We start from the raw sequence: 23,535 nt of genomic DNA on the forward strand, positions 1-23,535 counted from the left end.
GATGCAGGCGGGGAAAACGGATAGAGGGAAATATGCGTCGGATAAGCCCCAGGACTGTGCTTACTGTTACTTCTGGCATAGCAGGAAACGGAAATGTACAAAGAAACGCTGTTATTATCTTCTGCCGGAAGAACGGCAGGATAGCCCCGGCAGAGAAAATGGGATGCGTGGAGACTGTAAGGTCTGCCCTTATGGACGGCACTCTCCCTGTATTGGTTACTGCCTGCAGAAGATTCTTCAAGATCTGCGTCAGTGCCGTCAGAAGTGAGAAAGAAGGTGATCTGATATGCAGGATGAAGTCAACCAGAAGGTTGTGACACTCTGTATCAATGGCGGGAAGATTTCTGCCCGGATACTGAAAAATGCGCTGGTAAAGCTCCTGCGGAAGATGGAGCAGATGAAGCGGGAACAGCGGCAGGCTGCCAGAACATCCAGACAGCAGAAAGAACCGGTGGAATACCACGGAAAACAAAGTATGGAAAAGTTGATGAAACAGAACTGTCAGCTTACCAATATCGAAGTGACGGACGGGAACATCAAATCCTTTGAAAAATATGCCCGGAAGTACAATATTGATTTCAGCCTGAAAAAAGATACTTCTGTATCGCCGCCACGGTATTATGTGTTTTTCAAGGCAAAGGATGTGGATATTATGACGGCTGCTTTTAAAGAATATACCGGGAAGCAGCTCTCAAAAGGGAAAAAGCCATCTCTAAAGAAAAAATTGTCCCTGGCAAAAGAGCGGACGGCAAAGCACCGGGAGCGGGAGAAAGACCGCCGGAAGGAGCGTGGGCCGGAGCATTGATTAAGAAGCCTATAAAGAAGAATGATACATCAGTGAAAGAAACATTTAAACGGTTTTTTGAAAAAGGCGGGAGGAAACTATCGGAGACAGTCAAGAGCAATCTGCCGCCTGTTGACGGGAAGAGGCTCTTGATGATGAATATTCCCTATGTAATCGTATTCTATCTGATAGACAAAGTAGCATGGCTGTATCGGTATTGTATCGGGGATTCCCTGATCGAGAAGGTGGGGGTGCTTTCCCTTAATTTTTCCCTGGCATTTCAAAATATCCTGCCCAGCTTCCATCCCCAGGATCTTTGTGTGGGCGCTGCCGGCGCTTTGCTGGTGAAACTGGCGGTGTATCTGAAAGGGAAAAATGCGAAGAAATACCGACAGGGCGTGGAGTACGGCTCTGCCAGATGGGGAAACCAGAAGGATATAGCGCCTTTTATTGATCCGGTGTTTGAGAACAATATCCTTCTGACGCAGACGGAACGGCTGACTATGAACAGCCGCCCGAAGCTGCCGAAGTATGCCAGGAATAAAAACGTGATCGTGATCGGCGGTTCCGGCTCCGGTAAGACGAGGTTTTATGTAAAGCCGAATTTAATGCAGATGACGCCGAACGTTTCCTATGTGGTCACGGATCCGAAAGGGACAATCCTGGTGGAGTGTGGGAAGATGCTGCAGAGAGGTTCCCCGAAGATGAAAGACGGGAAGCCCCTGCGGGATAAAAACGGAAAGATCGTGTATGAGCCGTATAAGATCAAGGTGCTGAATACCATCAATTTTAAGAAGAGTATGCACTACAATCCCTTCATGTATATCCGCAGCGAGAAAGATATTCTGAAGTTGGTGAATACGATTATCGCCAATACCAAAGGGGAGGGAGAGAAATCTTCCGAGGATTTTTGGGTAAAAGCCGAGAGGCTTTTGTACTGTGCGCTGATCGGCTACATCTACTATGAAGCGCCGGAGGAGGAACAGAACTTTTCCACGCTTTTGGAGCTGATCAATGCTTCCGAAGCCAGGGAAGATGATGAGGAATTTAAAAATGCAGTGGATAAGCTGTTTGAGGAACTGGAACGGGAGAAACCGGAGCATTTCGCCGTGCGCCAATATAAGAAGTATAAGCTGGCGGCGGGAAAGACAGCAAAATCCATCCTTATTTCCTGTGGAGCCAGACTTGCACCCTTTGATATAGCGGAGCTTAGGGAACTGACCAGCTATGACGAGATGGAACTGGATATGCTTGGAGATCAGCGGACAGCCATGTTTGTCATTATCTCGGACACGGATGATACCTTTAATTTTATTGTGGCGATCATGTATACCCAGCTTTTTAATCTGCTCTGTGACCGGGCAGATGATGTGCATGGAGGACGGCTGCCTTATCATGTAAGGCTTTTACTTGATGAATTTGCCAATATCGGACAAATTCCAAAATTTGATAAGCTGATCGCAACGATCCGGAGCCGGGAAATCTCGGCTTCTATTATTTTGCAGTCGCAGTCACAGCTCAAAACCATTTATAAAGACGCCGCAGAAACAATTCTGGGGAACTGCGACACCATGCTTTTCCTGGGCGGCAAGGAGGGAAGCACACTAAAAGAAATCTCGGAGACGCTTGGAAAAGAGACGATAGACCTCTATAACACCTCGGATACCCGTGGACAGAGCCGTTCCTATGGACTGAATTATCAGAAAACCGGCAAGGAACTGATGAGCCGGGATGAACTGGCGGTGATGGACGGGAACAAGTGCATCCTGCAGCTCCGTGGGGTGCGTCCGTTTTTCAGCGACAAGTTCGATATTACCCGGCATAGGAGATATAAGTTATTGTCGGACTATGACAAAAAGAACAGCTTTGATGTGGAGGCATATATGAAACATTCGTTAAAGCTACGGATGAAAGAAGAATTTGACCTCTTTGAAGTAGAAGGGGAGGAAAGTGAATGAGTGATATTTTCCGGGATATGCAGGCAAAAATCGGCTGCCAGTATATTTCCGATCTTCCAGACCATAAACGGGCGGTCTGGTTTGAGCTGCGGCGGATGCCGCTTTCAGACTATGAGGAAAAGCAGTTGGAGGATTTTGCCCGGTATGTATTTGGGGTGCGGTATTCTATCTTGAAAGATGTGATGGCACATCTGGAAGAAACGGACTGTGCGACACGGTGACGCAAAGTGATACAGCCATGCTAACTTTACGACACGGTGACGTAAAGTTAAAGTGACAGGAAAACCTTGCGACACGATGTCGCAAAGTTGGAAAGGGGAGTTTATGGATTTTTTTACAGAGGCGGTCAATGTTTTGGCGGATATTGTCCGTGCGTTATCCTGCCCGGATTTTCCAGAAGAATGGAAGGAAATGTTTCCGGCGAAGGTAAGGGAAGCGGCTATCCTGCCGATGCGGATTAGACGCCTGTGGCCGCCAATCCGGGCGGAGCCGGGAAATTACAAGCAGGGACAGAGCGTGATGGAATAACAAAATAAAAGAGAAAGGATAAGGGAACCGGATTCCCGGAAAAGTTGGGCGGCTATGGAAAGATGGCGGCTCTTTTTTTGTCTCTGCCGATAAAGCCGGAAAGGAATCCGGTTCCCAGGTAATATATGGCTTTTTTTAGTTCCGCAATTTCAATTTTACAAACCTTAGTGGTAGCCATTGGAGCCGGCCTTGCAGTATGGGGCGTGATCAACCTGCTGGAAGGATACGGAAATGATAATCCTGGGGCTAAAAGCCAGGGAATTAAACAACTTATGGCCGGAGGAGGGGTAGTCCTGATTGGAACGCAGCTTATCCCCTTACTTGGAGGGCTGTTCTGACGTAGAAAGGGGACTCATTTATGTTCGATGGCATTTTCGAGGCAATCGAGAACTGGATGAGGGATCTTCTGACGGGGATGGTAACGTCCAACCTGACCACAATGTTTACAGATGTCAATGAAAAGACCGGGGAGATTGCGTCCCAGGTTGGACAGACGCCCCAGACATGGAACGGCAGTATTTTCAGCCTGATACAGAACCTGTCAAACTCGGTGATTATCCCCATTGCGGGGATGATCATCACGTTTGTGCTGTGCTATGAGCTGATTTCCATGCTGACGGAAAAGAATAACATGCATGAGATCGATACCTGGATGTTTTTTAAATACTTTTTCAAGATGTGGGTGGCGGTCTGGATGGTTTCTAATACCTTCACGATTACTATGGCGGTCTTTGATGTGGGACAGTATGTAGTCAATGCGGCGGGAGGTGTGATCAGTTCTGATACAGCGATTAATGTGGACTCTATGCTGGACGCTATGAATACTGCTATGGAATCCATGAATGTAGGGGAGCTGGTTGTGCTTGCACTGGAGAGTATGCTCGTCAGCTTATGTATGAAGATTCTGTCTGTCCTGATTACGGTCATTTTATATGGCCGTATGATTGAGATCTACCTTTATACCTCGGTTGCGCCGATCCCATTTGCCACGCTTTCCAACCGGGAATGGGGGCAGGTGGGAAATAACTATTTCCGTGGGCTTTTAGCTCTCGGTTTTCAGGGATTTTTTATGATGGTATGCGTCGGTATCTATGCGGTGCTGGTATCTACCATTGAAATTTCCGATAACATGCACTCGGCGCTCTTTGGCGTGGCGGCTTACACCGTGATTCTCTGCTTCAGTTTGATGAAAACGGCAAGTTTGAGCCGCTCGATCTTTAATGCGCATTAACATATAAATTGGGAAAGGAGTATATTTATGGCGTTTGTCAGCGTACCAAAAGACCTGACGAAAGTAAAAAATAAAGTAGTATTGAACCTGACAAAAAGACAGCTCATCTGTCTGTCGGCAGCGGCGGCCATTGGGCTGCCTTTTTATTTTCTCACACGGGAGTTGATCGGAACAACCAATGCTGCCACCGGTATGGTGCTTCTTATGCTTCCGGCGTTTCTTTTCGCCATGTACGAAAAGGACGGACTTCCCCTGGAGAAAATTTTATGGAATATCGTGACGGTGAAGTTCCTAAAGCCTGCCATCCGCAGGTATGAGGTGGAGAATTTCTATGAGATGGAGGAAACGCCGGCTGACCAGAAGAAAGGAGGGGAGCATTTTGGGAAAAAGAGAAGAAATCGCAGTAGATAAGCGGAGAAAGAGAAAATACTGCAGGCTGGCACGTTATGAGAAAAAGGCCAGGAAAGCGGCTGCAAAAGAAGCGGCGAAACAGAAAAAGGCCCGCAGAAAAGCAGAGAAAAGAGATAAACGGAAGCCTGCGAAGGAACAGAAAGGCGTATCCGTAGAACGGAGTGTCCAGGGACAGGGCAAGTCTCGTCCGGAGCATACTGCTCGTAAGAAAATTGTGGGCAGTACCACGAGGGGATTAAAGAAGAAGGCGGACAAAAAAGCGGAGGAAAAACGGCTGTCCGCTCAGAAATCCATCCCTTACCGGGAAATGGCAAGGGACGGGATCTGCCGGGTGCAGGATAAATATTATTCCAAAACCATCCGTTTTTACGATATTAACTATCAGTTGGCACAGAACGAGGACAAGAACGCTATTTTCGAGAATTGGTGTGACTTCCTGAATTACTTTGACAGCAGTATCCATTTCCAGTTGTCATTCATCAATCACCACAGCAACATGAAAGAATTTGAATCTGTGATCCAGATCAAGCCCCAGCATGACGCTTTTGACGATGTGCGGATGGAGTACGCACAGATGTTGAAAAATCAGCTCGCAAAAGGGAATAACGGCCTGGTGCGGACAAAGTATATCACCTTTGGTATTGAAGCCGAAAATATCCGGGAGGCAAAACCGAAGCTGGAGCGGATTGAGACGGACATCCTCAATAACTTTAAAGTGCTTGGCGTATCTGCTTATCCCCTGGATGGCCGGGAACGGCTGCAGATTATGTATGAGACATTCAATCCGGAGGAAAAAGTGCCGTTTCAGTTTTCCTTTGACCAGGTGCTGCGCTCTGGTATGGGGACAAAAGACTTTATCGCTCCCACCAGCTTTTTATTTAAAAATGGGAAGGACTTTATGATGGGAAATACCCTGGGAGCGGTGTCCTATCTGCAGATCCTGGCTCCGGAGCTGACTGACCGGATGCTGGCGGAATTTCTCGATATGGACAGGAACCTGATCGTCAACCTGCATATCCAGTCCTTAGACCAGATGAAGGCCATCAAGCTGGTGAAAAGCAAGGTGACGGACATCAACCGGATGAAGATTGAGGAGCAGAAAAAGGCGGTGCGTTCCGGATATGATATGGACATCATCCCGTCTGACCTGAACACTTACGGCGGGGAGGCGAAGCGGCTTTTGGAAGATCTCCAGTCCAGGAATGAGCGGATGTTCCTTGTGACGATTGTATTTTTGAATACGGCAAAGACGAAGCAGGAATTAGACAATGCGGTGTTCCAGACAGCGGGCATTGCGCAGAAATATAACTGTTCCCTGCGCCGTCTGGATTATATGCAGGAGCCGGGGCTGATGAGCAGTCTACCGCTGGGGTTGAACCTGATCCCCATAAAACGGGCGCTGACCACCACATCCACGGCTATTTTTGTGCCGTTCACCACTCAGGAATTATTTATGGAGGGGGAATCCCTCTACTATGGGCTGAACGCACTCTCTAACAACATGATCATGGTAGACCGGAAGAAGCTGAAAAATCCAAATGGCCTGATCCTGGGAACACCTGGCTCCGGGAAATCCTTCTCGGCAAAGCGGGAGATTACCAACGCTTTCTTTGTCACACAGGACGACATCATTATTGGAGATCCGGAGGGGGAATATTATCCCCTTGTCAATGCCCTGGGCGGGCAGGTAATCCATATCTCCCCCACAAGCCATGACTATATCAATCCCATGGACATTAACCTGGATTACTCGGATGACGATAATCCCCTGGGATTTAAGAGTGATTTTATCCTTTCCTTGTGTGAGCTGATCATGGGAAGCCGCAACGGGATTGAAGCGGAGGAAAAATCGGTCATTGACCGGTGCCTGCCGTTGGTGTATCAGAAATATTTTGAAGCGCCGGTGCCGGAAAATATGCCTATCCTGGGAGATCTCTATGAGTGCCTGCGTCAGCAAAAGGAAGTACAGGCACAGCGGATCGCTACAGCGCTGGAAATCTACGTCAATGGCTCCCTAAAAGTATTCAACCACCGTACCAATGTGGAACTGAATAACCGGATCGTGTGTTTTGATATTAAAGACCTGGGAAAGCAGTTGAAAAAACTTGGGATGCTGATCGTCCAGGATCAGGTGTGGAACCGTGTGACAGTGAACCGGGCGGCCCATAAATCTACCCGGTATTATATTGACGAGTTCCATCTTCTCCTGAAAGAAGAGCAGACAGCGGCGTATTCTGTAGAAATCTGGAAGCGTTTCCGAAAATGGGGCGGCATCCCCACAGGGATTACCCAGAATATTAAAGACCTGCTTGCCAGCCGGGAGATTGAGAACATCTTTGAAAACTCGGACTTTATCTATATGCTCAACCAGGCGGCAGGAGACAGACAGATCCTGGCAAAACAGCTCAACATTTCTCCCCATCAGCTATCCTATGTGACCAACAGCGGGGAAGGTGAAGGGCTGATTTTTTATGGCAGTACCATTATCCCGTTTAAAGATAAATTCGATAAATCCCTGCGTCTGTATTCGCTGATGACAACGAAAGTGTCGGATCTGGAGGAACAGGCGGATGGAAGGTGATATTTCTGTCCAGAAAGAGGGCGGATGGGAATGGATGAAAAATCAAATCTATTGCTGCGACTGTTTCTCTTTTTTTGAAAAAATACCGGATGGATCAGTGGATTTAATCCTGACTGATCCTCCGTATGGTATCCGTTATCAGAATCATTTTACAAAAAAGCAAAAGAAGCCGATTGCGGGAGACGAATCCCTTGATTTTTTTACAGTGGCAAAGGAATGTTACCGCGTATTGAAGGAAAACCGACACGCTTATTTTTTTACCCGGTTTGACAGCTATCCCCTGCATTACAAATATCTGGAAGAAGCGGGATTTTACATTAAAAACTGTCTCGTGGTTGAGAAAGGAACGGTTGGAGGAATCGGGGACTTGAAAGGAAGTTTTGCGAACAACAGTGAATGGATCATTTTCTGCCAGAAAGGACGGCGGATCTTTCAGCAGACGGGATTGATGAAAAACAGGAAACCGCCAGGTACGGTATTCCACCGGGGACGTAAGCCCAGCCGGGAATACAAATACAGGTTCAATAGCTGCTGGTTTGGCGAGGACTATCCGAAAGCCACCTATAATGCAGCTTGGCTGTCCAAACACCATATCCAACATCCTACCGTAAAAAATGTGGAATGCATGTCATGGCTGATCCAACTTTCTACACTGCCCCAGGAACTGGTCTTTGACCCTTTCATGGGAAGTGGTTCTACAGCACTTGCGGCTGAAAAAACAGGTAGATTGTATTGTGGGTGTGAGATGGAAGAAGAATATTGCCAGCTTATCAAGCGGAGACAACAGGGGGTGACGGAGAATAGAGAAGATACAAGAACAGGAATATAAAGCCAGGGACAAAACCGTCCGCAAGATGAACCGGGATGGGCTGACCGAGGAGAACCTGCAAAGCGGGGAAACGATCCGTGTCAGTCAGAGAGAACGGGAGGAACGGGTACTGTCAAAGCAGGCAGAAGATGTTTCCTTTTCCCGTTCAGAAAGAGATGCGGATCAACGGTCAGAAAGTGGAAAAAGACGGCAGAAACCAAAGAATCAGCCGGAGATGAAGCAGGGGGAGGCTCTTTCTGATTCCGGCGGCTTGAGAGCAGAGGTTTCAGCCGGAGCGGATTTTGATGGGCTGTCCGGCAATCTTATGGCAGCGGATCGGAGGGAAAGCCTGGAGATGGAGTCTGACGGAGAACAGGAAACCGTTCCCTCCGGTCACAGCGGTATTCGGGAGCAGTCCTTCCGCTCCGGCAATATCCGGGGGCATCCGTCCGGTACTTCTGCGTTTCTGGAATCAGCGGCGGAGACTTCCCATCTGCGGAAGAAAAAGCTGGTGCAGGAGTACGCCAGGAAAGAGAGAGGAAAGCCAGAGGATACCGCTGCCATGGAGGACTTCCGGGAGGAAATCAAAGAGAAAACCAAACGGGAGCAACTTCGCAAAGAACAGAAGAAGGCGGGACGTTTATCCTTTGGGGATGAGGAGAGCGGCATGGTGCGTGGCGCAGGCATGGGGATTTCCAAAAAGGCAGTTTCAACAGCGGCAGGCTCCGCCGCTGTTTACGTTCATGGGAAAGCCCACGAAGCCGAGCAGGAAAACGCTGCCGTGGAGGGGACACACCGGGCGGAGCTGATGGCAGAAAGTGCCCTCCGGTACGCCATGCACCGGACAAGCCGTGGACTGCACAAGAGAAATGCCCGCCTGCAGGAAGCCGGTTCCATGGAAATGGGGAAAAGCCGGCTTTTGTATGAGAAAGCTCAGGAAGCCGGTGAGAAAACGGCAGAGCAGGCAAAAAAGGGAATCCTGCGGAAGTTCTGGCAGAAACGCCAGTATCAGAAAGCATACCGGGCAGCGAAAAAAGGTGAGAAAACAGCGGCAGGAACAGCAAAAGCCACACAGACCATTGCTTCCAAAGCAAGGAGTGTGGCTTCTGCTGTTATCGGGAAAAGCAAAGGGATTTTAGGCATTGTGGCGGCTGCTGGTTTATTCTTTGTCATGATTGCTTCCCTTCTGGCGAGCTGCGGCGCATCGATCCAGGGTGGGGCGGCGTCTACGATTGCCAGCACGACTTACGGGAGTACAGATGAGGATATTTATGCAGTGGAAGATGCGTATTCCGAACTGGAAGCAGCTCTGAATGAGCAGATCAACAGTATGGAGAGCCGCCATCCCGGTTATGACGAGTACCGCTACCAGATTGACGAGATCTCCCACAATCCGTACCACCTGATCTCTTATTTTTCCGCAAAGTACGGGGAATTTACCTATGAGCAGGTAAAGGATGAGATCGAGGAAATCTTTCAGCGTCAGTACAGCATTACCACGGAAAGCACACGGGAAACCGTGACAGAGACAAAGATGGTGCGGGTGGGGGAATCTCTGGGGAAAGTTGTAACCAGTGGCTACTGCAGTTGCTCCATCTGCTGCGGACAGTGGGCCGGCGGCCCTACGGCAAGCGGCGTCTATCCCAAGGCTAACCATACCATTGCCGTGGATGCAAGCAATCCCTTTGTGCCAATGGGAACAAAAGTGATCATGAACGGTGTGGAATATGTGGTGGAAGATACGGGAGCCTTTGCACGGTACGGCGTACAGTTTGACGTGTATTACAGCGACCATGCCGCCGCATCCGCCCACGGACACCAGAAATGGGAAGCCTATCTAGCGGATGACAATGGCAGTCGGGAAGTGGAAGTGACCACAACACAGGAAGTGAACCGGCTGGACGTGACACTGACCAATCATGGCCTGGATGCTGTGCTGCGGGAATTGATGGATGAGAACGAAGAAGGACGCTATGACCTTTATAACGGTACATACGGAAACCGGGATTATCTGTTTGATACGGAAACCCTTCCGGGTGGCGGCGGTGACTTTGGCTATGAGATCCCTGCGGAAGCCCTGACGGATCAGAAGTTCGCCAACATGATCCATGAAGCGGAGAAATACCTGGGTTATCCCTATGTGTGGGGCGGCAGTTCCCCATCTACCAGTTTTGACTGCTCCGGATTCGTGAGCTGGGTAATTAACAACTGTGGCAACGGCTGGAATATCGGCAGACAGACCACAGATGGATTGATGGGATATTGTTCCCGTGTGTCACCATCCGAGGCAAAACCTGGAGATCTGATTTTCTTCCAGGGAACCTATGATACGGCAGGAGCAAGCCATGTGGGGATCTATGTGGGAGACAATATGATGATCCACTGCGGAAATCCGATCCAGTATACGAGCATTGCGTCCTCTTACTGGCAGGAGCATTTCCTGGCATTTGGACGTATCCACGGATAAGAAAGAAGGTGAGCGGTATGAACCGGAAGCTACACCGGGTTCTGGAGGAGATCCAGAGAACAGAAAAAAAGATTGCCGAGTGGCAGGAACACTTAAAAGAACTGAAACTATTAGCGGAACAGCTTGAGAATCAGGAGATTGTGAAAACCATCCGTTCTATGAAACTGGACAGCCACAGGATGTTAGAGCTTCTGGAGGGGATTCAGAGCGGAACGGTATCCATTCCCCTCCCGGAGCAAGAAGAAACAAAAGAAAGCAGCAAGGAGCAGACAGAAAGAATAGAAAAAGCGCAGGAAAGTGAGGTTAGGAATCATGAGGAAACTTAAAAAATGGCTGATGGCGCTTGCTATGGCGGCGGGGGTATTTTCCTCCACCGCCATGAACGCCTTTGCCTATACCGGAGATACCGGACAGACAGAAACAGCCGGGGAGGCTGCGGCAGGAGAGACACAGACGGTAATCCCGGAGCAGACGGAAAGCGCCGGGGAGACAGAAGCAGCGGCCCAGGAAGAAGCGTCAGGGGGAGAGGGGACACCATTTTCCATTCCGGGAAACGGGGAAGTGCTGGACGATAAGTCGGATGATGGAACGAAAGAGTTCCTGACCATCCAGACGAAAAACGGCAACACATTTTTTCTGGTGTTAGACCGCTCCAATAATACGGAAAATGTCTATATGCTCTCCATGATCGACGAGAATGACCTGGCGGAGTTTATGGATGAGACACAGACGGAGGAGATGCCGCAGGTGGTGATTCCAGAGACAGAGACAACTGTGGCACCGGAGGAAACAGAACCGGAGACGGTACAGCCGGAAGAGGACGGAGGCATGAACACAGGGGCGCTCCTGGCGATTGGCCTTCTTGCGGCAGGCGGGATCGGAGCTGGTTATTATTTTAAAGTTGTGAAGCCGAAGAAAGAGGAAGCCCAGGAAGATGGCGAGGACTTAGAGTTCTATGACGGCGGCACTTACGTTAATGAAGATCAGCCGGAGGAGGACGGTTCCACAGAGGAAGAAAATGAGGAAACATAAGCAAGAAAGATAAGGAGAGAGACAGACAGCCGGGAAACCGGCTGTCTTTTCTCATACAGGTGCAAGCCGGAAAGGAGTATTGGATGTATTTAGTATTAGGGGAGAAGCCCAGTGTGGCGTTAGCCTATGCGAAAGTGTTGGGGGCGGACAAGCGGCAGGACGGCTATCTGGAGGGAAATGGCTGGCTGGTAAGCTGGTGCCTGGGGCATCTGGCGGAGTATGTACCGCCGGAGGGCTATGAGGAAAAGTACCAAAAGTGGGAGTTTGAAGATCTCCCGATCCTGCCGGAAAAATGGCAGATGGCTGTGGCGAAAGAGAAAAAGGGGCAGTTTTCTGTGTTAAAAAAACTGCTGAACCGGAAAGATGTGGATTATGTGGTAAATGGCTGTGATGCCGGGCGGGAGGGGGAACTGATCTTTGGACGGGTCTATGAACTGTCTGGGAGCCATCTTCCCATTAAGCGGATCTGGATCAGCTCTATGGAGGATGGTGCGATCCGGGACGGATTTGCCCACTTAAAAGAGGGAGCAGAATACCAGAACCTCTATGAAGCGGCTGTCTGCCGGGCAAAAGCGGACTGGCTCATTGGGATGAACGCCACCAGAGCTTTTACCACAAAATATTTTAAACGCCTGGTGGTGGGACGGGTGCAGACACCCACACTGGAAATGCTGGTGGAGCGGGGAGAACAGATCGCCCATTTCCAGAAAGAGAAATACTATAATCTTCATTTAGACTGTGATGGTCTGGAGGTCGTAAAAGAAAAGCTGTTTGATCCCAGGGAGGTCAAGCGTATTCAGGAAGCCTGTGAGGGCGGGACTGCCACAGTGGAATTCTGCTCATCTGTGGAAAAGGCCGTCCATCCCCCGAAGCTGTATGATCTGACCACGCTCCAGAGGGAAAGCAACCGTTACTTTGGCTATACGGCAAAGGAAACACTGGATTTTACCCAGAGCCTTTACGAGCAAAAGCTGGTAACCTATCCCCGGACGGACAGCCAGTATCTGACGGAGGATATGGAGCAGACCGCACGGCAGGCGATTACAATGGCGTGTGAAAAATACGGATTTTCCTCGCTATATCCGCAGGAACCGGATGTAAAGCGAACGATGGATAACAGTAAAGTCTCGGATCACCATGCGATCATCCCTACAGCAGAGTTAAAGGGCTGTGATCTGCAGGAGCTGTCCAAAGGAGAGCAGGACATCCTGCAGTTGATCAGCGTCCGGTTGCTTTGCGCCGGGGCGCAGAAGCATGTGTTTCAGGAGACGGAAGTCCGGGTATCCTGTGCGGGGGAAAACTTCCAGGCAAAAGGGAAAGCTGTTCAGGAAATGGGATGGAAAGCAGTAGAAGCGGCGTTTCGTGAGCGTTTAGGCACAAAAGTCCGTAAAGACGGGGAGGAGCGAACCATCCCCGCTGTGACAGAGGGGCAGACATTCCACCCGGTTACAGCCAGTATATCGGAGCATTACACAACGCCGCCGAAGCCATACAGTGAGGATACCCTGCTGTCCGCAATGGAGACTGCCGGCAATCAGGAATTTGACGAGGAGACAGAGAAAAAGGGGCTTGGAACGCCAGCAACCAGGGCGTCCATTATTGAAAAGTTGGTATCTTCCGGTTATGCCGTAAGAAAGGGAAAACAGCTTTTCGCTACCCAGGACGGGGCAGACCTGATCTCGGTGCTGCCGGAGTATCTGCGGTCAGCCGCTATGACAGCAGAGTGGGAAAACCGTCTGCTCCGGATCGAAAAAGGAGAGCTGTGCGGGCAGGAATTTCTGGAGGGGATCGTAGAACTGATTGACCGGATGCTGCTGGAGTGCGGGAAAATATCCGTGGAAGAACAGAACCGTTTTTATTCCAGGGAGAGCATTGGAACCTGCCCGGTGTGCGGAAGCCCTGTCTATGAGAGTAAGCGGAATTTCTTCTGTGGGAACCGGGAGTGCGGGTTTTCCCTCTGGAAAGAGAACCGGTATCTGTCCGGGATGAAGAAAATGATCGACAAAAAGATGGCGGCAGAGCTTTTAAAAGACGGGCGGACGTATGTGCTGGATCTGTATTCGCAGAAAAAGGGACGCACGTTTGCGGCGTATCTTATGCTGGAGGCGGCAGATGGCAAGGCTGCTTTCCGCCTGGAGTTCCCGAAGAAGAAAAAATAAAACCTTCCCGCAAAGGCTGCGGGAAGGTCAGGCTTAAACGAGAGGAAAGCCTACCTTTAAGATGGAGATCCAGTCGCTTTTGGCATATAGGAAACGGATCACTGTCACCTGGTTTTCTTCTATCACGTAAAAAGCAAGATAGTTTTTGATCTGTGTGAAGCGGATGCCCCAGGCAGCCAGCAGCTTATCCTCTACAATGGGATGTTCCTGGGGAAACGGAAGCAAGGCATTGATCTTCTGATCCGTTTCCTCAAGGAGATCGTCAGCGGCTTTGGGATTTTTCAGGACAAACTCAATATAATCGGCAGCCTGGGAAATATCCCGTTCTGCAACGCTGGTGATATGCAGATGGTAACTCATCGCCTGCGCCGGCTCCGTATATCTGCCATTGCCTCAGAGAATGGGCGGGTTTTCCCGGAAGAAAGGTCATCCATGCCTTCCTGGAGAAGCCCGTATAACTCACAGCGGCCTGCGAGCTGTTCATACGCCTCAATGCTCATAACGGCAAGATCGCCTTTGCCGTTTTTGGTAATGAAAACAGGCTCCGCATATTCATGGCAGAAAGTGGAAATTTCGTTATAGCTGTTGCGCAGATCTGCGCTTGAACGGATATTTGGCATAAAAGCACCTCCTTATAAAGAAATTATAACTGAATTTCTTTATATTGTAAATGGGAAAAGAAAAATATCCGGGATTTTATGCAGAGAGAAGCACACAGAACTTTTATTTACAGGAGGATTTATATGGCGAAAATGAATGACATCCGTTTCCTGGCAAGGGAAACGGCAAAGGAAGTCAGCGGTTCCCCACGGGACTGGATGCGCTATCTGGATACTGCTTCCAGGCTCTACCGCTATCCTTTCTCTGATACACTTCTGATCCATGCACAGCGCCCGGACGCTACGGCCTGTGCGGAGCTGGAAGTGTGGAATGAGAAGATGCGCCGGTGGGTGAACCGGGGAGCAAAAGGGATTGCCCTGATTGACGATACCGGGCCGAGGCGAGTGCTGCGGTATGTGTTTGACGTATCGGATACCCATCCAGTGAGGGGAGGAAGGAGACCATATCTGTGGCGGCTGAAAGAAGATCAGCGGGAAATGCTTCTGAACCATCTGACAGATACTTACGGGTTAAACGGGGAGGAGGCTCCAGACCTGCCCTCTGCGCTGCGGCAGGTTGCAGAGGACATGGCGGCGGATAGTTTAGAGGAAGCCATGGATGGCATGGAGTATGCCATCCCCGGTACGTTTCTGGAGGGATTGGACGAGGATACGATCCGGGTGGAGTTCCGTACCCTTCTGGCAAACAGCGCCTTTTATACCCTGGCACGGCGCTGTGGACTGGAGCCGGCGAAATACCTGGAGGAAGCGGATTTCTTTGGGATCACGGATTATAATGATCTGTCTGTCTTGGCATTCTTAGGAAATGCCACCAGCCAGCTTGTGGAGCCGGTACTTCGTGACATTGGGCGCACGATCCGACAGGCCGAGCGTGAAGCGAGACAGAAAGAAAATCCAGAGAAAACGGTTGCAAAAAAGAAGGAAGTACCTTATAATAAATTTAACACGTTAATTCGTGAAAGCGAAAATGATGAAGGAGGGAAAACAAATGGAACTGACCTATCACCGCAAGGGAGACTACCTGTTTCCGAACCTGACACTGACGGAAGAACCGCAGACCATCGGGAAATACGGGATGCTGCGGAGAACATACCTGAGAGAACACAAGGAGAACCTGTACCAGAGCCTGCTGGTCAGCGGGAAGCTGGACAACCATCTGTCAGAGATAGAGAAAGCGGCGCAGGAGAGGATGGAGATCCTTCTGGACGGGCTTCTTACGGTATACCCGGCACCGGACAAAGAGACGGATCAGATGGCGTGGACAGCACACATGAACAGCCTGACACAGATGGCGGAGGAAACCGTGCTGACGGAATTGGTATACAGCTAGGGGAGGAAACAAGAGAACAGGATTTGAGTGAAGCAGAGGAGATAGAAGCCTCTGCTTTATCTTTGCCCGAATTTCCCACCGTGGAACAGCAGATCCGTTCGATTGAGGAACGGCAGGCGGCTCTGTATGCCGGGGAAACTGCCATTCCTGCGGATGTAATTGATGAAGTTTTAAGAAAAGGCGGCAACAAAGACAGAAGCCATCTGCGGATCATCTATAATTTCATGGTTGAGCAGACACCGGAGGAATACACGGATTTTGTGCGGCGGGAGTATGGCACGGGCGGTATCGGGCTTGTGATCGGTGGGAAAGAGTATTCTGTCTGGTATGATGAGCTGGGGATGCAGATCGCTGTGGGGCATACCGTACATGACCGGATTCTGGATAAAACATTTCTGTCCTGGGAGGATGTGAGCGGGCGGATTCATCAGCTTTTAAGGCAGGGGGAATATGCTCCCCAGGCGGTTCTGGATGCAGCAAGAGAAAACGCCATAAAAGAACATGCACAGGCGCTTGCCTTTATGCACGGGGATATGGCGGAAGGTGTAGCGGAGATTGTTTTTGGAACAGAACACCAATTTGGATATGGTTATCCTGAAAAGACAGAGCGGATTGAAAAGCTGATCGCACAGCCAGAGTATCTGGCAGAGTTAAATGAGCGTCTGGCGGGGCTGGCAGAAGCCTATGAAACTGACAAAGATTTAATGAGGTTTCACCATTACCGCCCGGACAAAGTGGCAGCACAGTTCCAGAAGTTTGCAAAGGAAGCAGTGCCTTATCAGTCAAGAGAAGGCTTTCAGTGGCAGGAACATGAAATTTTTATTACCCAGGATGAGATTGATTCGTTTCTTGCCGGGGGAGGCCCTTACTCGGATGGACGTTTAAGTACCTACGCTTTTTTTATCCAGGAGAAAACAGCAAAGGAAAAGGCAGATTTCCTCAAAGAAAGATATGGGATCGGCGGGTGCAGCCATGCCTTATCCGGGGCAGATGATTCCCATGCGGACTATGACGGGAAAGGGATCAAACTATGTCGGGGGGATTATTTAAAACCGGAAGCTACAGAACTTTTGAAGTGGCCCCAGGCAGCAAAGCGTGTCCAACAGCTCATAGACCAGGGGATGTACCTGAAAGCCGGGGACTACTCCCGTATGCCGGCATATGAACGGGAGGTTCTAGCCAGGAGGATCATCCGTTTTTATTCCCGGATGCCGGAGGAGATCGAGCGGCCATTTCAAGAAGATCTTTTGAACGAGGATGCAAGGAAACGTCTGCCGCAGCTTCTGGAAGAACCGGATACTGCAGAAGAATTGGCATCAAAGATGGACGCCGCCCTTGCTGCCTTACCTTTGGACTTCCCGGAGTATGAGGAAAGGGCGGAAACCCTCTCGGTGATCCATGATTATATTGACGGAACGTATACGATATTTCCGGAACAGAAGAAAGAGATAGAAGTGGAGGCAACAGGACAGCAGTTGTCTCTCTTTGACTTTATGGGAGAAAGTGTTCCGGAAAAAGAGCCACAGGAGATAATAGCGAAACAGACAGAAGAAGCGGAGACAACTTCAGAAACGGTAATAGAGCCGGAAAATGCAGGAGAAAAGGTATCTCCAGTGGAGACGCCGGAAACGGATGAACCAGGACAGGAATCGGAAAAACGGGAGCCGGGGCAGTTAGAGAGGATCTTGACGGAAGAAGAACAGGATGCCATTTATACTGTCCTTGAGGAACAGATCACGGAAAAGATGGAGAAAGCGGGGGTATCCTTTGATGTGCTTTCCCCGGAGCAGGTGGATGTCATCTATGCAGCCGCTGAAAAAGGACAGGATGTGACGCCGGTGTTAAACCCGGAGTTCTCCCCGGAACAGATGCAGTTGATCCTTGACGTACTGGAGCGCCTGGAGACAGACAACCAGGCGGCTGTAAAGAGGGAGCTGGAACATCTTACCACAGAGGTGATGTCCCTGGACACCATCAACATCATCCGGCAGTATTACCATATCCCTTTAGAGCCAGTGGAAAAGGAGCCGGCTCCGGCTTTAGGACAGCAGGAAAAGGCAGTCAATTTTCGTATTACGGACGAGACTATTGGAACCGGGAACGCAAAAGAAAAGTTCCGTGCCAACATGGATGCGATCCGTCTGCTCCACCAGATCGAACAGGAAGGACGGACAACCGCCACACCGGAAGAACAGGAAATCTTATCTCGCTATGTGGGATGGGGCGGCCTGCAGGAAGCATTCGAGGAACGAAATGAAGCCTGGTCGGAGGAATTTACAGAACTGTATGCGGAACTTGATCCGGAGGAATATAAGGCGGCAAGGGAATCCACCCTGAACGCCTTTTACACGCCGCCGGTGGTGATTAAAGCGATGTATGAAGCACTGGAAAATATGGGGCTGGAGAAAGGGAATGTTCTGGAGCCGTCCTGCGGGATCGGAAATTTCCTGGGTCTGGCGCCGGAGGGCATGGATGGGCTGAACATGTATGGCGTGGAGCTGGACAGCATTTCCGGAAGGATCGCAAAGCTCCTTTACCCGGAAGCGGATATTACCATCAGCGGATATGAAAAGACGGAGTTTCCGGACGGTTTCTTTGATGTGGCGGTGGGAAATATTCCCTTTGGCGGATATAAGCTGATAGACCGTCGCTATGACCGGCAGAAATTTTTCGTCCACGATTACTTCATTGCAAAGACCATTGATAAAGTACGTCCTGGCGGTGTGATCGCCTTTGTAACGTCTAATGGGATCAGCGGCGGAACCATGGACAAGCAGGATGCGAAAGCCAGAGAGTATATTGCACAGCGCTGTGAGCTGCTTGGAGCGATCCGTCTCCCAAACAATGCGTTCCAGGCCAATGCTGGGACAAGGATGAATACGGATATCCTGTTCCTGCAGAAGCTGGATGCTCCCCGGATGCTTGGGAAGGAGCTGCCGGAGTGGGTACAAACGGATGAACTTTTGCGGGAGGAGTATACCAATGACAAAGGGGAAACCTCCCATAACTTTGTCACCGTCAACCGTTATTTCCAGAACCATCCAGAGATGGTGCTTGGGGAGCAGAAGATTGTATCCGGCCCTTTTGGCCCACAGCTCACCTGTCAGCCTATTGAGGGTGCAGATCTGGCGGAGCAGTTAAAGGAGGCGGTCAGCCATATCCACGGCACGATCACAGAGATCGAGTTGGAGGATTCTGACTTAGGAGAGATTGACACTTCCATACCGGCAGACCCGTCCATTAAAAATTTCAGCTTTGCCAACGTGGACGGCGCTGTGTATTACCGGGAAAATTCCCGGATGAACCGGATGGAGCTGCCTGTCATGACAACAGAGCGTGTCCTGGGAATGATCGAGCTTCGTGACTTGACGCAGGCACTTCTGCAGTGCCAGCTAGAGGATGGAAGTGATGAAAAAGTCCATTCCCTGCAGGAGAAACTCAATCAGGCATATGACCGCTTTACCGGAAGATACGGGCTGATCAGCAGCAATGCCAACAAGCGGGCGTTCTCCCAGGACAGCAGTTATTGTCTGCTCGCCTCATTGGAAATCCTGGATGAAAGCGGGAATCTGAAACGGAAAGCGGATATTTTCACCAAACGGACGATCCGGAAGCCGGAAGCGGTGACTTCTGTGGATACAGCCAGTGAAGCTTTAGCCGTGTCCATTGGGGAACGGGCCAAAGTAGATGTGCCATTTATGGCGGAGCTTTCCGGGAAAACAGAAGAGCAAGTAACCGAAGATCTGACAGGAGTGATCTTCAAAAACCCGGTAACAGAAGCGTGGGAAACCTCGGATGAATACCTGTCCGGCAATGTGCGGGAGAAGCTGGCAACAGCAAGGACTTTTGCGGAGAACCATCCGGAGTACGAGATCAATGTTCAGGCATTGGAACGAGTGCAGCCGAAAGATCTGGATGCGTCAGAAATCGAGGTGCGTTTAGGTGCAACCTGGATTGATCCGGACTATATCACACAGTTTATGGGAGAACTGTTTGAGACACCGGACTATCTGCTTGGACGGAAGATTGAAGTCAAATATGCCCCGGTCAACGGACAGTGGAATGTAAGCGGGAAAAATGCGGACTACCGCAATCCCCGTGTGACTGCCACCTACGGCACACAGCGGGCAAACGCTTATCGGCTTTTAGAGGACGCCTTAAATCTGCGTGACACGAAAATTTATGACACAGTGCAAGAAGATGGCAATGAAAAGAGAGTCCTCAATAAAAAAGAAACTATGCTTGCACAGCAGAAGCAGGAGCTGATCAAAGAATCTTTCCGGGAATGGATCTTCCGGGATATGGACAGGCGGGAAACGTTATGCCGGAAATATAATGAGCTTTTCAATAGTATCCGTCCCCGTGAATATGACGGCAGCCATATCCAGTTTGCCGGGATGACACCGGAAATCACGCTGATGCCCCACCAGAAGAACGCCGTTGCCCATATCCTTTACGGACATAATACGCTGCTTGCCCATTGCGTGGGTGCGGGAAAGACTTTTCAGATGATCGCTGCCGGCATGGAGAGTAAGCGGCTTGGACTGTCGCAGAAGAATTTATATGTAGTTCCAAACCACTTGACGGAACAATGGGGCAGCGACTTCCTGCGGCTGTATCCAAACGCCAATGTGCTTGTGGCAACGAAAAAAGACTTTGAGCCTGCTAATCGGAAGAAGTTCTGTTCCCGGATTGCTACAGGGGATTATGACGCTATCATCATTGGACACAGCCAGTTTGAGCGGATTCCCTTGTCACGAGAACGGCAGGCATTGTCCATTGAAAAACAGATTGATGAGATCACCATGGCGATTGAGGAGGCGGCTGCCCAGGAAGGAACACACTATACCGTAAAGCAGATGGAAAAGACAAGGAAGAACCTGGAAACGAAACTGGAGCGGCTCAATGATCAGTCCAGAAAAGATGATGTGGTGACATTTGAGCAGCTCGGTGTAGACCGGCTGTTTGTGGATGAGAGTCATTTTTACAAAAATCTGTTTCTTTATACCAAAATGAGGAACATTGCGGGGATTGCACAGACGGATGCACAGAAAAGCTCCGATATGTTTGCAAAGTGCCAGTATCTGGACGAGATTACCGGCGGGTGTGGCGTGACTTTCGCTACGGGGACGCCTGTCTCAAACAGTATGGTGGAGCTTTATACGATCATGCGTTACCTGCAGTATGATACTATCCAGAAGATGGGTCTGGGACATTTTGACTCCTGGGCCGCCGCTTTTGGGGAGACAGTGACGGCGATAGAGTTATCGCCGGAAGGAACGGGCTACCGTGCAAAAACACGGTTTGCCCGTTTTTTTAATCTTCCGGAGTTAATTTCCCTGTTTAAAGAATCTGCTGATATTCAGACAGCGGATATGCTGCACCTCCCTGTGCCGGAAGCAGAGTACATCAACGAGGTATTGAAGCCCAGCCCGGAGCAGGAAGATCTGGTCAGTACCTTTGCTGACCGGGCGGAATTGGTGCGGGCCGGCGCTGTGGAGCCTCGTGAAGATAATATGCTTAAGATTACCAATGATGGACGTAAGTGCGCCCTGGATCAGAGGCTTATCAACGATATGCTCCCGGATTACCCGGATAGTAAGGTAAACCGTTGTGTAAAAAATGCCTTTGATATCTGGCAGGAGACAGCACAGAACCGTTCCACACAGCTTATCTTCTGTGACCTTTCCACGCCGAAAAATGACGGTTCTTTTAATGTATATGATGATGTGAGGGAAAAGCTGGTGGCAAAAGGCATTCCCAGGGAGGAAATCGCTTTTATCCATGAAGCAGGGACAGAGACAAGGAAAGCGGAACTGTTCGCAAAGGTGCGTTCCGGGAAAGTGCGTATCCTGCTTGGTTCAACGCCAAAGCTGGGGGCGGGAACCAATATCCAGGACAGGCTGATCGCTCTCCATCATCTGGACTGCCCGTGGAAGCCGGTAGACCTGGAACAACAGGAGGGGCGTATTCTCCGGCAGGGAAACCAGAATAAAAAGGTAAAGATCTTCCGGTATGTGACGGAAAACACCTTCGATGCCTATATGTGGCAGATTTTGGAAAACAAGCAGAAATTCATAAGCCAAATCATGACTTCAAAAAGCCCTGTCCGTGCCTGTGAGGATGTGGATGATGCGGCGCTTTCCTATGCGGAGATCAAGGCTCTTGCCACGGGAAATCCGTATATCAAGGAAAAGATGGATCTGGACATCCAGGTGAGCAAGCTGAAACTGATGAAAGCCAACCATACCAGCCAGAAGTACCGTTTGGAGGAGGATATCGCTAAAAATTATCCCATGCAGATTACAGCGGCGAAAGAACGTCTGGAGGGGCTGCAATCCGATTTCCAGGCAGTGAGGCCGCTCTTGGAAAAGGGGAAAGAAAAGGACGAGTTTTCCATGACGATTGGCGGCAAGGAATACACGGACAGAAAAGAGGCGGGGACAGCGCTGATCGCTGCCTGCGCCGGGCTAAAGGCGGTGAAAACCTCCGGGCAGGTCGGGGAATTTTACGGATTCCAGATGAGTGCGGAGTTTGACAGCTTTAACCAGAAATATATGGTGACGTTGAAACGCCAGTGCAGCTATAAGATTGAGGTCGGGAAGGATGCCCTGGGGAATCTGCAGAGGATCAGCAATACGCTGTCCGGTATTGAAAAGAGAGTGGCAGAGACACAACAGAAACTGGAAACATTACAGCAGCAGTTAGAGACAGCGAAAGAGGAAGTGGCAAAACCCTTTGACAAGGAAGAAGAACTGGCGGAAAAGTCTGAACGTCTGGCAGAGCTGAACGTTCTATTGAATATGGACGAAAAAGCCCCCTCGGAAGCGCTTGGAGCGGAGGATGTGACAGAGGCGGCAGACCAGCCGAGAAGCAAGGTAAATTATGCCGGGAGGGTAGCGGAGAAAGCCGTTGTTGCAGACAGCCCCCACAGGCCGTCTGTACTGGAAAAACTGGAAAATGCGAAAACCCGGATTGCAGAACAGAGGGGCAGCCATCCTTCGGCTGTGAGGAAACAAGCAGTGGAACTTTGATTTGTATAGAAATCCCGTCAGAAATCTGGCGGGATTTTATGCTAGAAGAAAGGAAAGTAAATGTCACAGATACAATACAACTTTAATAAAAATGACGAGTACCGTACTCCGGCTTATGCGGTATATCCAATCCTGAAACGACTGAAAAAGAATGCATCTATATGGTGTCCCTTTGATAAGAGCGACAGCCAATATGTGAAAGTGTTTCAGGGGCATGGTTTCCATGTGGTTTATGGGCATATCCAGACGGGGCAGGATTTTTTTGATTTTCCAGTACCCTCTTGTGATTATATCGTCAGCAATCCTCCATACAGTCGGAAAGGGGAAGTATTTCAGCGATTATTTGAACTGCAGATTCCTTTTGCTATGCTGATCAACTTCCAGGGGATTTTTGATCAAAAGGACAGATTTGAAATGTTTCGACAGCAGCACATAGAGCTGCTGTGGCTAAGCCCCAGAGTGAATTATGATACAGACAATCAAAGAAAAAGCACAAGGGTTCCATTCCAGAGCTGTTATCTCTGTCAGGGGATTTGTAAACGGCAACTGGAATTTGATTACCTGGATACAAGTTTATTGGAATAGAGGGGGA

General features: G+C 49.8%; 18 protein-coding genes. 16 read left to right on the plus strand and 2 right to left on the minus strand.

All coding sequences use genetic code 11. From position 1 onward, the window contains the following. The first annotated feature begins 1 nt into the window (after position 1). The 14 genes from FND36_01935 to topB all read left to right on the plus strand — a co-directional run bounded on the left by FND36_01935 (position 2) and on the right by topB (position 13,959). Positions 2-268, plus strand: coding sequence for a hypothetical protein (locus FND36_01935; protein QDW72908.1), 267 nt, complete (start codon positions 2-4; stop codon positions 266-268). Positions 269-286: 18 nt separating this feature from the next. After that, on the plus strand, positions 287-805 hold the full coding sequence (locus tag FND36_01940; GenBank protein QDW72909.1) for a PcfB family protein: 519 nt from the start codon (positions 287-289) through the stop codon (positions 803-805). An 11-nt stretch (positions 806-816) separates the two neighbouring features. Beyond that, on the plus strand, positions 817-2,742 hold the full coding sequence (locus FND36_01945; GenBank protein QDW75510.1) for a type IV secretory system conjugative DNA transfer family protein: 1,926 nt from the start codon (positions 817-819) through the stop codon (positions 2,740-2,742). Continuing rightward, the gene (locus FND36_01950) at positions 2,739-2,963 is read left to right on the plus strand and encodes a hypothetical protein (GenBank protein ID QDW72910.1); all 225 of its coding nucleotides are present in this window, start codon (positions 2,739-2,741) and stop codon (positions 2,961-2,963) included. The genes FND36_01945 and FND36_01950 overlap by 4 nt, the downstream gene beginning before the upstream one ends. 103 nt (positions 2,964-3,066) lie before the next feature. Further along, a complete protein-coding gene (locus tag FND36_01955; protein QDW72911.1) occupies positions 3,067-3,270 on the plus strand; it encodes a hypothetical protein in 204 nt (67 codons plus the stop codon). A gap of 125 nt (positions 3,271-3,395) precedes the next feature. After that, positions 3,396-3,608: a conjugal transfer protein gene (locus FND36_01960; GenBank protein ID QDW72912.1), complete on the plus strand. Its 213-nt coding sequence runs from the start codon at positions 3,396-3,398 to the stop codon at positions 3,606-3,608. Between the two features lie 20 nt (positions 3,609-3,628). Beyond that, on the plus strand, positions 3,629-4,501 hold the full coding sequence (locus FND36_01965) for a hypothetical protein (protein ID QDW72913.1): 873 nt from the start codon (positions 3,629-3,631) through the stop codon (positions 4,499-4,501). Between the two features lie 27 nt (positions 4,502-4,528). After that, a complete protein-coding gene (locus tag FND36_01970; GenBank protein ID QDW72914.1) occupies positions 4,529-4,912 on the plus strand; it encodes a PrgI family protein in 384 nt (127 codons plus the stop codon). A 211-nt stretch (positions 4,913-5,123) separates the two neighbouring features. Next, a complete protein-coding gene (locus FND36_01975; protein ID QDW75511.1) occupies positions 5,124-7,493 on the plus strand; it encodes a conjugal transfer protein TraE in 2,370 nt (789 codons plus the stop codon). Then, the gene (locus FND36_01980) at positions 7,483-8,322 is read left to right on the plus strand and encodes a site-specific DNA-methyltransferase (GenBank protein ID QDW72915.1); all 840 of its coding nucleotides are present in this window, start codon (positions 7,483-7,485) and stop codon (positions 8,320-8,322) included. The genes FND36_01975 and FND36_01980 overlap by 11 nt, the downstream gene beginning before the upstream one ends. Beyond that, positions 8,303-10,768 (plus strand): hydrolase, encoded by a 2,466-nt coding sequence (locus tag FND36_01985; protein ID QDW72916.1) that lies wholly within the window; start codon positions 8,303-8,305, stop codon positions 10,766-10,768. Before FND36_01980 ends, FND36_01985 begins: the two co-directional genes overlap by 20 nt. A 17-nt stretch (positions 10,769-10,785) precedes the next feature. Further along, positions 10,786-11,094 (plus strand): DUF4315 family protein, encoded by a 309-nt coding sequence (locus tag FND36_01990; GenBank protein ID QDW72917.1) that lies wholly within the window; start codon positions 10,786-10,788, stop codon positions 11,092-11,094. Continuing rightward, positions 11,078-11,800, plus strand: coding sequence for a DUF4366 domain-containing protein (locus FND36_01995; protein ID QDW75512.1), 723 nt, complete (start codon positions 11,078-11,080; stop codon positions 11,798-11,800). Before FND36_01990 ends, FND36_01995 begins: the two co-directional genes overlap by 17 nt. Positions 11,801-11,883: 83 nt before the next feature. Then, on the plus strand, positions 11,884-13,959 hold the full coding sequence (gene topB / locus FND36_02000) for a DNA topoisomerase III (protein QDW72918.1): 2,076 nt from the start codon (positions 11,884-11,886) through the stop codon (positions 13,957-13,959). A 33-nt stretch (positions 13,960-13,992) separates the two neighbouring features. Here topB and FND36_02005 read toward each other — a convergent pair whose 3' ends face one another. Both FND36_02005 and FND36_02010 read right to left on the minus strand, forming a co-directional pair. After that, positions 13,993-14,319, minus strand: coding sequence for a type II toxin-antitoxin system RelE/ParE family toxin (locus FND36_02005; protein ID QDW72919.1), 327 nt, complete (start codon positions 14,317-14,319; stop codon positions 13,993-13,995). Further along, positions 14,316-14,579 carry a type II toxin-antitoxin system Phd/YefM family antitoxin gene (locus FND36_02010; protein ID QDW72920.1) on the minus strand — a complete coding sequence of 88 codons (264 nt, stop codon included), beginning with the start codon at positions 14,577-14,579 and terminating at the stop codon, positions 14,316-14,318. Before FND36_02010 ends, FND36_02005 begins: the two co-directional genes overlap by 4 nt. Before the next feature lie 123 nt (positions 14,580-14,702). Here FND36_02010 and FND36_02015 point away from each other — a divergent pair, with 123 nt between their 5' ends. Together FND36_02015 and FND36_02020 are read left to right on the plus strand one after the other, a co-directional pair. After that, on the plus strand, positions 14,703-22,943 hold the full coding sequence (locus FND36_02015; GenBank protein QDW72921.1) for a DNA methylase: 8,241 nt from the start codon (positions 14,703-14,705) through the stop codon (positions 22,941-22,943). Between the two features lie 60 nt (positions 22,944-23,003). Further along, complete coding sequence (locus FND36_02020) at positions 23,004-23,528, plus strand: sugar-phospahte nucleotidyltransferase (protein QDW72922.1); 525 nt, start codon at positions 23,004-23,006, stop codon at positions 23,526-23,528. Positions 23,529-23,535 lie beyond the last annotated feature (7 nt).

Source organism: Lachnospiraceae bacterium KGMB03038 (genome assembly GCA_007361935.1).
In the GTDB taxonomy this organism is placed as follows: Bacteria; Bacillota; Clostridia; order Lachnospirales; family Lachnospiraceae; genus Massilistercora.

Coding starts and splice junctions, on each gene's coding strand:
- FND36_01950 (QDW72910.1), top strand. CDS start 2,739: ATGAGTGATATTTTCCGGGATATGCAGGCAAAAATCGGCTGCCAGTAT.
- FND36_01965 (QDW72913.1), top strand. CDS start 3,629: ATGTTCGATGGCATTTTCGAGGCAATCGAGAACTGGATGAGGGATCTT.
- FND36_01960 (QDW72912.1), top strand. CDS start 3,396: ATGGCTTTTTTTAGTTCCGCAATTTCAATTTTACAAACCTTAGTGGTA.
- FND36_02015 (QDW72921.1), top strand. CDS start 14,703: ATGGCGAAAATGAATGACATCCGTTTCCTGGCAAGGGAAACGGCAAAG.
- FND36_01955 (QDW72911.1), top strand. CDS start 3,067: ATGGATTTTTTTACAGAGGCGGTCAATGTTTTGGCGGATATTGTCCGT.
- FND36_02010 (QDW72920.1), bottom strand. CDS start 14,579: ATGCCAAATATCCGTTCAAGCGCAGATCTGCGCAACAGCTATAACGAA.
- FND36_01970 (QDW72914.1), top strand. CDS start 4,529: ATGGCGTTTGTCAGCGTACCAAAAGACCTGACGAAAGTAAAAAATAAA.
- FND36_01980 (QDW72915.1), top strand. CDS start 7,483: ATGGAAGGTGATATTTCTGTCCAGAAAGAGGGCGGATGGGAATGGATG.
- FND36_01940 (QDW72909.1), top strand. CDS start 287: ATGCAGGATGAAGTCAACCAGAAGGTTGTGACACTCTGTATCAATGGC.
- FND36_02020 (QDW72922.1), top strand. CDS start 23,004: ATGTCACAGATACAATACAACTTTAATAAAAATGACGAGTACCGTACT.
- FND36_01935 (QDW72908.1), top strand. CDS start 2: ATGCAGGCGGGGAAAACGGATAGAGGGAAATATGCGTCGGATAAGCCC.
- topB (QDW72918.1), top strand. CDS start 11,884: ATGTATTTAGTATTAGGGGAGAAGCCCAGTGTGGCGTTAGCCTATGCG.
- FND36_01990 (QDW72917.1), top strand. CDS start 10,786: ATGAACCGGAAGCTACACCGGGTTCTGGAGGAGATCCAGAGAACAGAA.
- FND36_02005 (QDW72919.1), bottom strand. CDS start 14,319: ATGAGTTACCATCTGCATATCACCAGCGTTGCAGAACGGGATATTTCC.